The sequence below is a fragment of the Pseudomonas sp. S2_A10 genome, from assembly GCF_054668465.1.
In genome coordinates, this window is record NZ_CP162773.1 from 1,429,965 (window position 1) to 1,445,763 (window position 15,799).

At 60.8% G+C, this 15,799-nt stretch carries 12 protein-coding genes; 9 read left to right on the forward strand and 3 right to left on the reverse strand.

Translation table 11 applies throughout. The features are described from left to right. Positions 1 to 12 precede the first annotated feature (12 nt). The 3 genes from AB4N41_RS06610 (at position 13) to AB4N41_RS06620 (ending at position 2,332) form a co-directional block, all read left to right on the forward strand. Positions 13 to 489, forward strand: coding sequence for a thioesterase family protein (locus AB4N41_RS06610; RefSeq protein WP_056786520.1), 477 nt, complete (start codon positions 13 to 15; stop codon positions 487 to 489). A 26-nt stretch (positions 490 to 515) separates the two neighbouring features. After that, on the forward strand, positions 516 to 1,679 hold the full coding sequence (locus AB4N41_RS06615; RefSeq protein ID WP_460138365.1) for a gamma-butyrobetaine dioxygenase: 1,164 nt from the start codon (positions 516 to 518) through the stop codon (positions 1,677 to 1,679). 389 nt (positions 1,680 to 2,068) lie between these two features. Then, the gene (locus AB4N41_RS06620) at positions 2,069 to 2,332 is read left to right on the forward strand and encodes a hypothetical protein (RefSeq protein ID WP_016772808.1); all 264 of its coding nucleotides are present in this window, start codon (positions 2,069 to 2,071) and stop codon (positions 2,330 to 2,332) included. A gap of 89 nt (positions 2,333 to 2,421) precedes the next feature. Here AB4N41_RS06620 and gbdR read toward each other — a convergent pair whose 3' ends face one another. Both gbdR and AB4N41_RS06630 read right to left on the reverse strand, forming a co-directional pair. Further along, on the reverse strand, positions 2,422 to 3,525 hold the full coding sequence (gene gbdR, locus AB4N41_RS06625) for a choline metabolism transcriptional regulator GbdR (RefSeq protein WP_007949927.1): 1,104 nt from the start codon (positions 3,523 to 3,525) through the stop codon (positions 2,422 to 2,424). 547 nt (positions 3,526 to 4,072) lie between these two features. Next, a complete protein-coding gene (locus AB4N41_RS06630; RefSeq protein ID WP_460138366.1) occupies positions 4,073 to 5,449 on the reverse strand; it encodes an L-serine ammonia-lyase in 1,377 nt (458 codons plus the stop codon). A gap of 435 nt (positions 5,450 to 5,884) precedes the next feature. Here AB4N41_RS06630 and AB4N41_RS06635 point away from each other — a divergent pair, with 435 nt between their 5' ends. The 3 genes from AB4N41_RS06635 to choV all read left to right on the forward strand — a co-directional run bounded on the left by AB4N41_RS06635 (position 5,885) and on the right by choV (position 8,930). Beyond that, complete coding sequence (locus tag AB4N41_RS06635; protein WP_016772806.1) at positions 5,885 to 6,832, forward strand: choline ABC transporter substrate-binding protein; 948 nt, start codon at positions 5,885 to 5,887, stop codon at positions 6,830 to 6,832. A gap of 77 nt (positions 6,833 to 6,909) precedes the next feature. Further along, entirely contained in the window at positions 6,910 to 7,755 is an 846-nt protein-coding gene (gene choW, locus AB4N41_RS06640; protein WP_016772805.1) for a choline ABC transporter permease subunit, read from the forward strand. Next, positions 7,752 to 8,930, forward strand: a complete 1,179-nt coding sequence (gene choV, locus AB4N41_RS06645) for a choline ABC transporter ATP-binding protein (protein ID WP_016772804.1) — start codon at positions 7,752 to 7,754, stop codon at positions 8,928 to 8,930. Before choW ends, choV begins: the two co-directional genes overlap by 4 nt. Before the next feature lie 269 nt (positions 8,931 to 9,199). Here the strand turns inward: choV and AB4N41_RS06650 are convergent, their stop codons facing one another. Beyond that, positions 9,200 to 11,140: a BCCT family transporter gene (locus AB4N41_RS06650; RefSeq protein ID WP_252878194.1), complete on the reverse strand. Its 1,941-nt coding sequence runs from the start codon at positions 11,138 to 11,140 to the stop codon at positions 9,200 to 9,202. A gap of 486 nt (positions 11,141 to 11,626) precedes the next feature. On the opposite strand from AB4N41_RS06650, the gene betI reads away from it, so the two are divergent. The 3 genes from betI (at position 11,627) to betA (ending at position 15,665) form a co-directional block, all read left to right on the forward strand. After that, on the forward strand, positions 11,627 to 12,220 hold the full coding sequence (gene betI, locus AB4N41_RS06655; protein WP_008085771.1) for a transcriptional regulator BetI: 594 nt from the start codon (positions 11,627 to 11,629) through the stop codon (positions 12,218 to 12,220). An 88-nt stretch (positions 12,221 to 12,308) separates the two neighbouring features. After that, positions 12,309 to 13,781, forward strand: coding sequence for a betaine-aldehyde dehydrogenase (betB, locus tag AB4N41_RS06660; protein WP_039757620.1), 1,473 nt, complete (start codon positions 12,309 to 12,311; stop codon positions 13,779 to 13,781). Between the two features lie 180 nt (positions 13,782 to 13,961). After that, on the forward strand, positions 13,962 to 15,665 hold the full coding sequence (gene betA, locus AB4N41_RS06665; protein WP_150636870.1) for a choline dehydrogenase: 1,704 nt from the start codon (positions 13,962 to 13,964) through the stop codon (positions 15,663 to 15,665). The last annotated feature ends 134 nt before the right edge of the window (positions 15,666 to 15,799 follow it).

Here is a 15,799-nt window from a genome sequence, read left to right on the forward strand (position 1 = left end):
GGAACCGAAACCATGCCCCACCTCACCACCTACCAAACCACCATCATCCCCGACTGGGTCGACTACAACGGCCACCTGCGCGACGCCTTCTACCTGCTGATCTTCAGCTACGCCACCGACGCGCTGATGGACCGCCTCGGCATGGACAGCAGCAACCGCGAGGCCAGCGGCCACTCGCTGTTCACCCTCGAACTGCACCTCAATTATCTGCACGAAGTGAAACTCGACACCGAGGTGGAAGTGCGCACGCAAATCATCGGCCATGACAGCAAGCGCCTGCACCTCTACCACAGCCTGCACAAGGTCGGCGATGAGCAAGAGTTGGCCGGCAATGAACAGATGCTTTTGCACGTCGACCTCGCCGGCCCGCGCTCGGCACCGTTCAGCCCCGATACGTTGCATCGCTTGCAGACCATCGTCGCGGATCAGACCGACCTGCCCGCTCCCGCTTACATCGGCCGCGTGATCGCGCTGCCACCCGCTCGGTAAATCCCCCCCATCGCCAAGGAGCCGCCATGAACACCGCCGTCGCTGTTGCCGATTTTCGTACTTATCCGTTGATCAGCGCGCTCGGTGGCGTGCAGGGTCTGGCGGATCGCGTTGTCATCGAATGGGCTGACGGACGTGTCAGCCCGTTTCACCACGTATGGCTGCGCGACAATTGCCCATGTGATCAATGCGTCTACAGCGTCACTCGCGAACAGGTCTTCGAGAGCGTCGATGCCGCCGAGGATTTGCAACCGCTGGCCACGCGCATCGACACCGATGGCTGCCTGCGCATCGACTGGCAGGACGGTCACCTCAGCCGCTTCGATCCGGGCTGGCTGCGCGCACATGCCTATGACGATGAGTCCCGCGCCGAACGCCTGGCCGGCAGACCGCAGCCCCGTTTGTGGCACAGCGATCTGCAGTTGCCGGTGTTCGACTACATCGCGCTGATGAACGACAACGCCGCGCTGCTGCAATGGTTGCTCGCCGTGCGCGACATCGGCCTGACCCAAGTGCGCGGCGTGCCCACCGAGCCGGGCTCGCTGAAGCTCATCGCGCAACGAATTTCGTTCATCCGCGAAAGCAACTTCGGCGTGCTGTTCAATGTGCAATCCAAAGCCGACGCCGACAGCAACGCCTACACCGCTTTCAACCTGCCATTGCACACGGATTTGCCGACTCGCGAGCTGCAACCGGGGCTGCAATTTCTGCATTGCCTGGTGAATGATGCCGAGGGTGGCGAGAGTATTTTCGTCGATGGTTTTGCGATCGCCGAAGCCTTGCGTCTGGAGGAGCCGCAGCTGTTTGAGGCCCTGTGTGAAATACCCGTGGAGTTCCGCAACAAGGACCGGCACAGCGACTATCGCTGCCTGGCGCCGGTCATCGCTTTGGATGCGCTGGGCCGGGTGACGGAGATTCGCATGGCCAACTTTCTGCGCGGAGCGTTCGATACGTCGGTGGCGCAGATGCCGTTGCTGTATCGCGCCTATCGGCGCTTGATTGCGATGACCCGCGAGCCGCGATTCCGGCTGATGCAGCGGCTCAAGCCGGGCGAATTGTGGTGCTTTGACAACCGCCGCACGCTGCATGCGCGCAATGCCTTTGATCCAGCGACCGGGGCGCGGCATTTTCAGGGCTGCTATGTCGACCGGGATGAGTTGTTGTCGCGGATTCTGGTGTTGCAACGTTGAACCGCGTCATCGTTCTTCGCGAGCAGGCTCGCTCCCACTATTAACCGCATTCCCCTGAATGAACGCGGTCTTCTGTGGGAGCGAGCCTGCTCGCGAAAGCGCCAGCGGGAACAACAAATCTCTGGCTGATTCACAGGCAAAAAAAACTCCGATCAAGCCGTGACAGGATCGGAGCTGAGGAGGGTACTGTTGAGGAGCTGCCAGTCGAGGGTGACCAAACCTTCGTGAAGCGAGCTGGGGCCAGTGTGCCTAGTCGACAATCCAGTCGGTTAGCCGAAAACGACCTGTTCATAGTCGTCCCGGCCACCGCGACAAAACGCCCTTGCCGCGTCCGGTCGGGGCCACCAGAATCGAGCCAAGACCTCCGTTGCCACAGAAGGATTTGCGTAATGATGTACGCCGATTTGATTGACCAGGAAGATCTGTTGGGCCAGCTCAAGGCCTTGGGTATTCAGGTGCCGAGCGGTACCACCGCCGAGCAGGCCTGTGAGTGCGCGGTGCGTGGCCTGGATAATGTTCGCGCATTCGAACTGCGCAAGATGGTCAAGGACATGTACACCAGCGGCGCCAGCATTCAGCCGGCGGTGCGTCAGGCGATCGACAAGCAATTGTTGCCGGCCCTCTCGGATTATCAGCAGTCCCACAGCGCCTGAGAAAAGATCAAAAGATCGCAGCCTTCGGCAGCTCCTACAGGGGAACGTATTCCAAATGTAGGAGCTGCCGAAGGCTGCGATCTTTTGCTTTACAGCCTTACGCTGGCAAACGTCGACTCATTGCGCGCCTGACTCAGCGCCGACATCGGCCCCGACAGCGGCGACATCACGATGGCCTGCGGCAGCGGCAGCATGGCTACCTGCTGGGTGGTGTTGGAGCCCACGCGCTCGTCACGTGGCGGAATGCCGAAGTACTCGCGATAGCACTTGGAGAAGTGCGGCGTGGAGACGAAACCACACACCGACGCCACTTCGATGATCGACATCGGCGTCTGCTTGAGCAGTTGCCGGGCGCGGATCAGGCGCAGCTTCAGGTAGTAGCGCGACGGCGAGCAGTGCAGGTATTTCTGGAACAACCGCTCCAGCTGTCGACGCGACACCGCGACATACACTGCCAGCTCATCAAGGTCGATCGGCTCTTCCAGATTGGCTTCCATCAACGCGACGATTTCCTGCAGCTTCGGCTGGTTGGTGCCGAGCATGTGCTTGAGCGGCACACGCTGGTGATCCTGTTCGTTGCGAATGCGCTCGTAGACGAACATTTCCGAGATCGCTGCCGACAGTTCACGACCGTGATCGCGGCTGATCAGGTGCAGCATCATGTCCAGCGGCGCGGTACCGCCGGAACTGGTGAAGCGGTTACGGTCGAGGGTGAACAGACGTGTGCTCATGGCCACGCGCGGAAAAGCTTCCTGCATCGCCGCCAGACATTCCCAGTGCACGCTGCAATCGAAGCCATCGAGCAGACCGGCGCAGGCCAGCGCCCAACTACCGGTGCACACCGCGCCCAGACGCTTGGACTGGCGCGCCTGACTTTGCAGCCAAGAGACGTGTTCACGGGTCACGGTGCGTTGAATGCCGATGCCGCCGCAGACAATCACCGTGTCCAGGGGCGGGGCTTTGTGCATGGAGGCGTCGGGAGTGATCTGCAGACCGTCACTGGCCCAGACCTGGCCGCCATCGACGGTGAGGGTGCTCCAGCGATACAGCTCGCGACCGGACAACTGGTTGGCCATGCGCAGCGGCTCAACGGCGGACGCCAGGGAAATCAGCGTGAAATTGTCCAGCAGCAGAAAGCCGATGGATTGAGGCGCACGGTTCTGGGGTTGGGCCCCGGAGTTGAACGACGTCATCGCGGTATCTCCTCACACAAAGCGGGTGGCGGCCTCAGGCGGAGGCTCTTGTTATTGCCCGCGTCTCACAGAGAAAGCAGGCTTTGTTATGACAGAGCAATTGCCGTGCCTGAAATTGGACGGCCATTCAATAACTCCTGAAAACGACCTCGCGACGCGTCTATACGAGACCTCGGAACACGCCATTTCGAAGTGCCATCAGATGCCGCGAGAGCCCTGCCGCGCAGCCCGTGAGCAGATCGGTAGCACTTGTGGGAACTGGCCTGCAGAGGATTTGCACAGAGTGTCACCGCAAGCACGGACGACGGACGGTCAGGTAACGACTGACAAGTCACGACTGACAATGACGCTTGTCTGATTGCGACGCGCCAAAAGGTGGCGCGGCTGGATTGGGGTGTTCTTTTGTTGAGCAGTTTTGACTGGTCTGGCGCCTTCGCGAGCAGGCTCGCTCCCACATTGGAATCTGGGGTCCACAAATATTGTGTTCACTGGAGATCTATTGTGGGAGCGAGCCTGCTCGCGAAGCATTCACCCCGGTGTGGCTGGCTCAGCACTCAACAGCACTGACCGCCAAGCCACCGCGCGAAGTTTCCTTATATTTGTCATGCATATCGGCGCCGGTATCACGCATGGTGCGGATCACCCGGTCCAGCGAGATGAAGTGCTGCCCGTCGCCGCGCAGGGCCATTTGCGCCGCGTTGATGGCTTTCACTGCCGCGATTGCATTGCGCTCGATGCACGGCACCTGCACCAGGCCACCGACCGGATCGCAGGTCAGGCCCAGATTGTGCTCCAGGCCGATTTCCGCCGCGTTGCACAATTGCTCGGGCGTGGCGCCGAGAATCTCCGCCAGCCCTGCCGCCGCCATGGCGCAGGCCGAACCGACCTCGCCCTGGCAACCGACCTCGGCCCCAGAGATCGACGCATTCTTTTTGCAAAGAATGCCCACCGCCGCCGCGCCGAGGAAATAGTCAACGACATTGGCGTCGGTGACCGCTTCGCTGAACTTCATGAAATAGTGCAGCACCGCCGGGATGATCCCCGCCGCGCCGTTGGTCGGTGCAGTGACCATGCGCCCGCCGGCAGCATTCTCTTCATTGACGGCCAGGGCGAACAGGTTGACCCACTCCATCGCGCTCAGGGTCGAGCCGATGACATTGGGTTTATTCAGCTCTTGCAGGCTGCGGTGCAACTTCGCCGCCCGCCGCCGCACGTTCAGGCCGCCGGGCAGAATGCCTTCGTGCTTGAGGCCTTGCTCGACGCAATCCTGCATCGCCCGCCACAGTTTCATCAGCCCGGCACGGATCTCTTCTTCGCTGCGCCAGACCTTTTCGTTGGCCAGCATCAGTTCGGCGACGCGCAGGTTGTGCGTTTTGCACAACTGCAGCAGCTCGACCGCACTGGAGAAGTCGTACGGCAATTCGGTGCGATCCAGATCGACCACACCGCTGGCCGCTTGCGCCTCATCAACGACGAAGCCGCCGCCGACTGAATAGTAGGTGTCACGATGCAGCTCACCGAATTCGCCTTCGGCCACCAGGGTCATGGCGTTGGGATGGAATGGCAGGTTTTCGTCGATCAGGCGCATGTCCCGCGCCCACACAAACGGCACAGCCAGACGGCCATCCAATAAAAGCGTATGGGTTTCGCGCAGCGCCTGAATGCGCGGGCCGATCTGCGCCGGGTCGATTGCGTCCGGCCACTCGCCCATCAGGCCCATGATCACCGCGTTGTCGCTGCCGTGGCCGATGCCGGTGGCCGATAGCGATCCGAACAACTGCACCTCGATGCGCCGCACCTGCTCCAGTTGATGCTTGCCGCGCAGCGACTCGACAAATAGTGCGGCGGCGCGCATCGGGCCGACGGTGTGGGAACTGGAAGGGCCGATGCCGATTTTGAACAGGTCGAAAACGCTGATAGCCATTGCTGCGAAGCTCCTGAGAATACCGGTCCGGGCGGCAAAAGCGCCCGCTGGCGGAGCTGCTACGCTCAAGCTGCGATCCGCCGAATGCCGGCATCATCGGGCTTTTGTCGGCGCGCACGGCGTCTGACACCGACGCAGTCATGTCCAGCAGCGTCGTCACGTTTTCGCCCCGCAAATACGCCGTTTTTATGCAGTCGAGCAGGTCATCGGGGGCGGAAAAAAGCTGTAAGCGACGTCACCGACACTGGAAGCGACCATCCCTGTACTGGATACGACCCTCCCTGTAGGCGTCAGATTTTCACTGGTACATGATCGGGATGACTCGATTGCAAGGCGCTGCGGTAGAGCTGTCTCAAAAACGCCACCAACCGCAACCCATAAGTGCGGTGGTCCACAGTCGGAACACTGCCAAAAAAAACACCAAGGAGTCCATCCATGAAAGGTTCCCCGTCGTTGTTGTTGGCCGCCCTGCTGAGTCTGCCGTTACTGGCGCAAGCCGCAGAACCGGCACAGTGCAGCCTCGTTAACTTCTCCGATGTCGGCTGGACCGACATCACTGCAACCACCGCCACCACTTCCGTTGTTCTCAACGCCCTCGGCTACAAGACCAAAACCACCATGATCTCCGTGCCCGTGACCTACAAGTCGCTGGCCGACGGCAAGAACATGGACGTGTTTCTCGGTAACTGGATGCCGACCATGGAGAACGACATCAAGCCGTATCGCGATGCCGGCACCGTCGACACCGTGCGCACCAACCTCAAGGGTGCCAAATACACCCTCGCCGTGCCGCAAGCCCTGTACGACAAAGGCCTGCATGACTTCGCCGACATCGCCAAATTCAAGAAAGAACTCGACGGCAAGATCTACGGCATCGAGCCGGGCAACGACGGCAACCGGCTGATCCAGAGCATGATCGACAAGGATGCCTTCGGCCTGAAAACCGCTGGCTTCAAGATCGTCGAATCTTCCGAGGCCGGCATGCTCTCGCAAGTCGACCGGGCGCAGAAGCGCGACACCGCCGTGGTCTTCCTCGGCTGGGCACCGCACCCGATGAACAAGCGCTTCAAGATTCAATACCTGACCGGCGGCGACGACTTCTTCGGCCCCGATTTCGGCGCAGCCACCGTAGCGACCAACACCCGCAAGGGTTACGCCGAAGAATGCAGCAATGTCGGTCAGCTGTTGAAAAACCTGGAGTTCACCGTCGACATGGAAAGTGAACTGATGGGCAACATTCTCGACGACAAGATGAAGCCTGACGCGGCCGCCAAGGCCTGGCTGAAAAAGAATCCACAGGTGCTCGATACCTGGCTCGCTGGCGTGACCACCATTGACGGTAAACCAGGCCTGGAGGCCGTGAAAGCCAAGCTCGCGCCTTGATTTGAGGGGCATCGCTTATGCCGGGCAGGCGTGCCTGCCCGGGCTGTTAATTTCCTTGCATGCGGACGTTCACTACCATGCTGATTGATCAGAAAATACCTTTAGGCCAGTACATCGCGGGCTTCGTCGAATGGTTGACGCAACACGGCGCCAACACCTTCGACGCAATCGCCGTGACACTGGAAACGATGATCCACGGCGTGACGTTTGCGCTGACCTGGTTCAACCCACTGGTGCTGATTGGCCTGATTGCCATCATCGCCCATCTGATTCAACGCAAGTGGGGCCTGACCGCGTTCGTGGTCGCCTCGTTCCTGCTGATCCTCAACCTGGGGTACTGGCAGGAAACCATGGAAACCCTCGCCCAGGTGCTGTTCGCCACCCTGGTCTGCGTGTTGATCGGCGTGCCGCTGGGCATCGTCGCCGCGCACAAACCGATGTTCTACACCATGATGCGGCCGGTGCTCGATCTGATGCAGACCGTGCCGACCTTCGTTTACCTCATTCCTACCCTGACCCTCTTCGGGCTGGGTGTGGTCCCGGGCCTGATCTCCACGGTGGTCTTCGCCATCGCGGCGCCGATCCGCCTGACCTACCTGGGCATCCGTGATGTCCCGCAAGAACTGATGGACGCCGGCAAGGCCTTCGGCTGCTCGCGTCGCCAATTGCTCTCAAGGATCGAATTGCCGCACGCCATGCCGAGCATCGCGGCCGGCATCACCCAGTGCATCATGCTGTCGCTGTCGATGGTGGTGATCGCGGCACTGGTCGGCGCCGACGGACTCGGCAAACCGGTGGTCAACGCACTGAACACTGCTGATATCGCGCTGGGCTTCGAAGCAGGCCTGGCAATCGTACTGCTGGCGATCATGCTCGACCGTATCTGCAAACAACCCGACGCCAAAGTAGGGGGTGACGCATGAGCATAATTCGCTTCGAAGACGTCGACGTAATCTTCTCCAAGGATCCGCGCGAGGCACTCAAGCTGCTCGATCAGGGCATGACCCGCAACGAGATCCTGAAGAAGACCGGTCAGATCGTCGGCGTGGAAAAAGCCACGCTGGACATCAACAAAGGCGAGATCTGCGTGCTGATGGGCCTGTCCGGCTCGGGCAAATCGAGCCTGCTGCGCTGCATCAACGGCCTCAACACCGTGAGCCGTGGCAAGCTGTTCGTCGAGCATGAAAACCGCCAGATCGACATCGCCTCCTGCACGCCCGCCGAGCTGAAAATGATGCGCACCAAGCGCATTGCCATGGTCTTTCAGAAATTCGCTCTGATGCCGTGGCTGACGGTGCGCGAGAACATCAGTTTCGGTCTGGAGATGCAGGGCCGACCGGAGAAGGAACGCAAGAAACTGGTCGATGAGAAACTCGAACTGGTCGGCCTGACCCAATGGCGCAACAAGAAGCCTGATGAGCTATCCGGCGGCATGCAGCAGCGCGTCGGCCTCGCCCGCGCGCTGGCCATGGACGCCGACATTCTGCTGATGGACGAACCGTTCTCGGCCCTCGACCCGTTGATCCGCCAGGGTCTGCAGGATGAACTGCTGGAGCTGCAACGCAAGCTGAGCAAGACCATCGTGTTTGTGAGCCACGACCTCGATGAAGCACTCAAATTGGGTAGCCGCATCGCGATCATGAAGGACGGTCGGATCATCCAGTACAGCGTGCCGGAGGAAATCGTCCTCAACCCGGCGGACGACTATGTGCGCACCTTTGTCGCCCACACCAACCCGCTCAACGTGCTCTGCGGCCGCAGCCTGATGCGCACGCTGGACAAGTGCAAACGCATCAACGGCTCGGTGTGCCTCGATCCGGGCGGCGACTCGTGGCTGGACCTGGCCGAAGGCAACACCATCAAAGGCGCACGGCAGAACGGCTCGGTGCTGAACCTGCAGAACTGGGCACCGGGGCAAGCGGTGGAAGGCCTGGAGCGCAAACCGACGCTGGTGGACTCGAACATCGGCATGCGTGACGCGCTGCAGATCCGTTATCAGACCGGCAACAAGCTGGTGCTGCACGATAACAATCATGTGGTGGGGATTCTCGGCGACAGCGAGTTGTATCACGCGTTGTTGGGCAAGAATCTGGGGTAATGCGCCAGGTGGGATAAAAAAAGGGATCGCGGTGAGCGATCCCTTTTTGTTGGGTCAGGAATAGCCCCTCACCCTAGCCCTCTCCCAGAGGGAGAGGGGACCGATCGGGGGATGCTGCAGATCTGCACCGACCTGATCTTGCTTTACCGAATCCATAATCGACTCGATCTTTCAGGTCAATGTACAACGCCAGACACCTCAGTCGGCTCCCTCTCCCTACGGGCGGTCCGACGTTTCGGGAGGGCTGGGGTGAGGGTCAGCTTTTGACTTTAGCTATAAACCCGCCCCAACAACTGCCGATGGCTTTCAAACTGATCCAGCACATCCCGCGTAATCTGCTCCGGGGTGAAGCCCATCAAGTCATAGTCCTGACTGCCATTGTGCAAATACACCTCAGCGCGGTAATAACGCTGACGCGCTTCATCGGACTGCGCCGATTCGGTCGGGGTCGCCAGATAACCATCCAGGCTCACTTCGTAAACGAAAGGGTTGCCCTCTTCCATCTCGACCCGCACACCCATGCAACGCTTGGCTTTGCCCAGCAGCGTCTGCACTTCAATGCCCTGATTGCGCAATTGCGCCGCTGCATCTTCCAGCGCCGGAGTGACGTGCTTGTCCATGAAGCGCTGCACCACCGATTGGCTCGGCTGCAGATCCAGTTGCGTCAGGCGCTCACTGAAACCACGGCGTCCGCGCTCGGCCAGTTGTGCTTGCTCCTGTTCGATCCGCACGTCCTGGCGCATCGCCTTGTGCAGGCCGAACATGAAGCAGATCAGCACCACCGAGAACGGCAGGCCGGCCAGCACGACCATGGTCTGCATGGCTTCGAAGTTGCCGGCGAACAGCAGGCCGATGGTCACCAGCGTGATCACCACCGACCAGAAGATCCGCAGCCAGTGCGGCGCGTCTTCATCGACGTTACCGCCCTTGCAGGAAAGATTCGCCATCATCACCGCGCCGGAGTCGGCCGGGGTCAGGAACAGCACGAAGCCGACGAAGATCGACACACCAATCACGACTTTCGACGCCGGATAATGCTCAAGCAACTGATAGATCGCCATCGACGGCTGTTCCAGCGCCGTCTTGCCCAGCTCCACCGCGCCCTGATTCATCACCAGATCCAGCGCCGAGTTGCCGAAGATCGACAGCCACGCCAAGGTGAAGCCCAGCGGAATCAGCAGCACGCCAGCGACCAGTTCACGCACGCTGCGGCCACGGGAAATCCGCGCAATGAACATGCCCACGAATGGCGCCCAGGAAATCCACCAGGCCCAGTAGAACAGGGTCCACAGGCCCAACCAGCGATCGGACTTGGCGCTGTCGCCTTCATAGACGTACAGGTCGAAGGTCTTCAGCACCACGCCGTTGAGATAGTCGCCAATGTTCTGCACGAAGCCGTTGAGCAGATGCAGGGTCGGGCCGAACAGCAGGACGAAAATCAGCAGGCCGCTGAACAGCACGATGTTCAGGTTGGACAGACGACGGATGCCGTTTTCCACACCGGACACAGCGGCGATGGTCGCCACGGTGCTCATGACGATGATGACGATCAGCAGGTTGGTGTTGCTGTGCTCCATGCCGAACAGGTTTTCCAGCCCGGACGACACTTGCAGCGAGCCAATCCCCAGGTTGGTCACCAGACCCAGCAGGGTCACGAACATGCCGAAGCCATCCACCGCGTGCCCGGCAGCGCCTTTGACCCAACGCTCGCCGACCAATGGATACAGCGCCGAACGCAGGGCCAGCGGCTGGTTATGCCGATAGGCAAAATACGCCACGGCAAGGCCGACCAAAGCGTAGATCGCCCAGCCGTGCAGGCCCCAGTGCAGGAAGGTCAGTTGCACTGCCTGACGCGCGGCCATGTTGCTGGCCGAGGTGCCTTCCGGCGGATTGAAGTAGTGATCCAGCGGCTCGGACGCGCCGAAGTACAGCAGCGAAATGCCGATGCCCGACGAGAACAGCATCCCCGCCCAGGCGCCGTAACTGAAATCCGGGGTGTCGTCCTTGCTGCCCAGTTTGAGTTTGCCGTACGAGGAAAACGCCAGGCCGACCACGAACACCAGGTAGGCGGCGATCACCACCATGTAGTACCAGCCGAAGCTGCGCGACAACCAGGCCTGGGCCATGCCCAACATTCTGCCGGCCTCTTGCGGGGCGATGATCAGAATGGCGGTCAACAACAGAATCAGCGCGGTCGAGGTGTAGAACACCCAACCGTTGACCGTCACCTTCTCGGGCGGGGTCTTTATTAGCGAGGCAGAACTCATGGCACAAATGCTCCAGGCAGTGCGAGAGAAGAACACAAGGCATCACGGAACCCGACCAATCGGTTAGTTGGCAGCCGACCGGCGGGTGATATAAAGACACTCCGAAAAAAGCCCGAACCTGTCGAAATGGCGTTGCGTATTCGCTTTCGTGGCCAGAGGCGACGGACGTTCATCCGAAACCTGGCCCCGAGCGTCTTGCCCTTTCAACACGTCCATCGAATCGCGAACCGCGCCATGCCCCACGCAGGTTTCGAGCCGTTTCAGGTGTCGGTTTTTATCGTCATTACACGTAGGAATTTTCTGTAGGCAGCGACGAATTGTCGCAGATCTTATTCTTTGTTGATTGAACGTTCAATCAAAACAAAATAGACTGGCCCTCAATCCGATCGGCGTCATTCGCCTCTCGGAAGGCCTAAGGAGATGTGCAAGATGCCCAAGGTCGGTATGCAACCCATCCGCCGCCAACAACTGATCGAAGCCACTTTGCAAGCGGTCGATCAGGTCGGAATGGGGGACGCCAGCATTGCGCTGATCGCCCGTTTGGCCGGTGTCTCGAATGGCATCATCAGTCATTACTTTCAGGACAAGAACGGCCTGATCGCCGCCACGATGCGGTACCTGATGACCGCCCTCAGCGAGAGCGTCACCGCGCGCCGTCAGGCGCTGGCAGATGACAGCCCACGGGCGCATCTGCAGGTGATCATCGAAGGCAACTTCGACGCCAGCCAGGTCAATGGCCCGGCAATGAAAACCTGGCTGGCCTTCTGGGCCACCAGCATGCACCAGCCGTCTTTGCACAGGTTGCAGCGGATCAACGATCACCGTCTGTATTCCAACCTGTGCTGCCAGTTCCGTCGTGTGCTGCCGCTCGAAGATGCGCGCAGCGCCGCCCGGGGTCTGGCAGCGTTGATTGACGGCTTGTGGTTGCGCGGCGCGCTGTCGGGAGACGCTTTCGACACCGCTCAGGCGCAACAGATCGCTTACGAATACATGGATTTCCAATTGGCCAAGAAGGTGAGCTAGAGCACACAGAAAATGCTCGGCCCCTGAACTCCACCGCAGCGTGATCGCGGTGGTCAACGCCAACCACCAATGCACTTGCGAGGACACTATGGCCCGTTTCGAACTGCAAAAACTCTACATCGATGGCGCGTACACCGACGCCGGCAGCGACGCCACCTTCGAAGCCATCAACCCGGCGAACGGTGAAGTCCTCGCACTGGTGCAACGTGCGACCAAAGACGACGTCGAGCGCGCCGTGGTCAGCGCCGAAAAGGGCCAGAAAATCTGGGCCGCGATGACGGCCATGGAGCGTTCGCGCATCCTGCGTCGCGCCGTCGACATCCTGCGCGAGCGCAACGATGAGCTGGCCGCGCTGGAAACCCTGGACACCGGCAAATCCTTCTCCGAAACCAAGTACGTCGACATCGTCACCGGCGCTGACGTGCTGGAATACTACGCAGGCCTGGTGCCCGCCATCGAAGGCGAGCAGATTCCGCTGCGTGACACCTCTTTCGTTTACACCCGTCGCGAACCGCTGGGCGTGGTCGCCGGTATCGGCGCGTGGAACTACCCGATCCAGATCGCCCTGTGGAAATCCGCTCCAGCCCTGGCCGCCGGTAACGCGATGATCTTCAAGCCAAGCGAAGTCACCTCGCTGACCACCCTGAAACTGGCTGAGATCTACACCGAAGCCGGCGTGCCGAACGGCGTGTTCAACGTGCTGACCGGCAGCGGCCGCGAAGTCGGCACCTGGCTGACCGAGCACCCGCGCATCGAGAAAATCTCCTTCACCGGTGGCACCGACACTGGCAAGAAAGTCATGGCCAGCGCTTCGGCTTCGTCGCTCAAAGACGTGACCATGGAACTGGGCGGCAAGTCGCCGCTGATCATCTGCGACGACGCCGACCTCGATCGCGCCGCCGACACGGCGATGATGGCCAACTTCTACAGCTCCGGTCAGGTCTGCACCAACGGCACTCGCGTATTCGTACCGGCGCATCTGAAAGCCGCGTTCGAGGCCAAGATCGTTGAGCGCGTTGCGCGCATCCGCGTCGGCAACCCGGAAGACGAAAACACCAACTTCGGTCCGCTGGTCAGCTTCGCCCACATGGAAAGCGTGCTGGCCTACATCGAAAAAGGTAAGGAACAAGGTGCCCGCGTCCTGTGCGGCGGTGGTCGCCTGACCGACGGCGAATTCGCCAAAGGCGCATTCGTTGCGCCCACCGTGTTCACCGACTGCACCGACGACATGACCATCGTTCGTGAAGAGATCTTTGGCCCGGTGATGGCGATCCTCTCCTACGAAACCGAAGAAGAAGTGATCCGCCGCGCCAACGACACCGACTTCGGCCTGGCCGCCGGTATCGTCACCAAAGACCTGAACCGCGCCCACCGCGTGATTCATCAACTGGAAGCCGGTATCTGCTGGATCAACGCCTGGGGCGAGTCCGACGCAAAAATGCCGGTCGGCGGCTACAAGCAGTCGGGTGTGGGCCGTGAGAACGGGATCAGCTCGCTGAATAACTTCACGCGCATCAAATCGGTACAGGTCGAACTGGGCGATTACGTTTCGGTGTTCTAAGACCCGAGATTTGCATTGCTCGCGAAGGCCTCTTCGCGGGCAAGCCCGCTCCCACAGGTTTGGAGTCGTCCACCCAATTTGTGGCAGCCCCCAATCCCTGTGGGAGCTGGCTTGCCAGCGATTCGAGTGCACAGCGCTCGCCAAGGTCCGACCTGACCACTATCAAAGAGGGTGCATTCAATGTCCCAAGAATTCGATTACATCATCATCGGTGCCGGCTCGGCCGGTAACACCCTGGCGACCCGTCTGACTGAAGACGAAGGCGTCACCGTTCTGCTGCTCGAAGCCGGGGGGCCGGACTACCGCCTCGACTTCCGTACCCAGATGCCCGCCGCGCTGGCGTTCCCGCTGCAGGGTCGTCGCTACAACTGGGCCTACGAAACCGATCCAGAGCCACACATGGACGGTCGCCGGATGGAATGCGGTCGCGGCAAGGGCCTTGGCGGCTCTTCGCTGATCAACGGCATGTGCTACATCCGTGGCAACGCGATGGACTACGACGGCTGGGCGAAACTGCCGGGCCTGGAAGACTGGTCGTACCTCGATTGCCTGCCGTATTTCCGCAAAGCCGAAACCCGTGACATCGGCCCGAACGATTACCACGGTGGCGACGGCCCGGTCAGCGTGACCACACCGAAAGCCGGCAACAACCCGCTGTTCCACGCCATGGTTGAAGCTGGCGTGCAGGCCGGTTACCCGCGTACCGAAGACCTCAACGGTTACCAGCAGGAAGGCTTCGGCCCGATGGACCGCACCGTGACGCCGAACGGCCGCCGTGCTTCCACCGCCCGTGGCTACCTCGACATCGCCAAAAAACGTTCGACCCTGACCATCGTCACCCACGCCCTGACCGACAAGATTCTCTTTGAAGGCAAGCGTGCGGTCGGCGTGCGTTACCTGATCGGCGACGCTGAAGAACGTGTTGAAGCCAAGGCGCGCAAGGAAGTCCTGCTGTGCTCCGGCGCCATCGCTTCGCCGCAGATTCTGCAGCGCTCCGGTGTCGGCCCGGCGAAACTGCTGGAAAGCCTCGACATCCCGGTGGTCCACGATCTGCCGGGCGTCGGTGAAAACCTGCAGGATCACCTCGAGCTGTACCTGCAATACGCCTGCACCCAACCGGTTTCGCTGTACCCGTCGCTGCTTTGGTACAACCAGCCGGCGATCGGTGCCGAGTGGCTGTTCAACGGCACCGGCATCGGCGCCAGCAACCAGTTCGAGGCCGGCGGTTTCATTCGTTCGCGTCCGGAATTCGAATGGCCGAACATCCAGTACCACTTCCTGCCGGTGGCGATTAACTACAACGGCAGCAACGGCGTGAAAGAACACGGTTTCCAAGCGCACATGGGTTCCATGCGCTCGCCGAGCCGTGGCCGCATCCAGGTCAAATCCAAGGACCCGCGCCAGCACCCGAGCATCCTCTTCAACTACATGGCCACCGAGCAGGACTGGCAGGAATTTCGCGACGGCATCCGCCTGACCCGCGAGATCATGCAGCAGCCGGCCCTCGACGCCTTCCGTGGCCGCGAAATCAGCCCGGGCATCGACGTGCAAACCGATGAGCAGCTCGACAAGTTCATCCGCGAGCACGCCGAAACCGCGTTCCACCCGTCCTGCTCGTGCAAGATGGGCACCGACGAGATGGCCGTGGTCGATGGCGAAGGTCGTGTGCACGGCATGCAGAGCCTGCGCGTGGTCGATGCCTCGATCATGCCGATCATCACCACCGGCAACCTCAACGCGCCGACGATCATGATGGCCGAGAAAATCGCCGACAAGATCCGTGGCCGCAAGCCGCTGCCGCGCAGCACCGCTGCTTATTACGTCGCGAACGGCGCGCCGGTCAAAGGCAAGCCGATGCGGGATATCACCCCGGTTACGCAGTAAGTCGTAGTACCGAGGCGCCGCCTTCGCGAGCAGGCTCGCTCCCACACTGGATCTGTGGCATTCACAAATCCCCTGTGGGAGCGAGCCTGCTCGCGAAGAGGCCCTCACAGCAACACACACTTCCCCGCTGCACA

What these genes read in the sequence shown, in the direction of transcription:
- AB4N41_RS06610 (WP_056786520.1), top strand. Translation starts at nt 13, where the DNA reads ATGCCCCACCTCACCACCTACCAAACCACCATCATCCCCGACTGGGTC.
- AB4N41_RS06615 (WP_460138365.1), top strand. Translation starts at nt 516, where the DNA reads ATGAACACCGCCGTCGCTGTTGCCGATTTTCGTACTTATCCGTTGATC.
- AB4N41_RS06620 (WP_016772808.1), top strand. Translation starts at nt 2,069, where the DNA reads ATGATGTACGCCGATTTGATTGACCAGGAAGATCTGTTGGGCCAGCTC.
- gbdR (WP_007949927.1), bottom strand. Translation starts at nt 3,525, where the DNA reads ATGACGTCGTTCAACTCCGGGGCCCAACCCCAGAACCGTGCGCCTCAA.
- AB4N41_RS06630 (WP_460138366.1), bottom strand. Translation starts at nt 5,449, where the DNA reads ATGGCTATCAGCGTTTTCGACCTGTTCAAAATCGGCATCGGCCCTTCC.
- AB4N41_RS06635 (WP_016772806.1), top strand. Translation starts at nt 5,885, where the DNA reads ATGAAAGGTTCCCCGTCGTTGTTGTTGGCCGCCCTGCTGAGTCTGCCG.
- choW (WP_016772805.1), top strand. Translation starts at nt 6,910, where the DNA reads ATGCTGATTGATCAGAAAATACCTTTAGGCCAGTACATCGCGGGCTTC.
- choV (WP_016772804.1), top strand. Translation starts at nt 7,752, where the DNA reads ATGAGCATAATTCGCTTCGAAGACGTCGACGTAATCTTCTCCAAGGAT.
- betI (WP_008085771.1), top strand. Translation starts at nt 11,627, where the DNA reads ATGCCCAAGGTCGGTATGCAACCCATCCGCCGCCAACAACTGATCGAA.
- betB (WP_039757620.1), top strand. Translation starts at nt 12,309, where the DNA reads ATGGCCCGTTTCGAACTGCAAAAACTCTACATCGATGGCGCGTACACC.
- betA (WP_150636870.1), top strand. Translation starts at nt 13,962, where the DNA reads ATGTCCCAAGAATTCGATTACATCATCATCGGTGCCGGCTCGGCCGGT.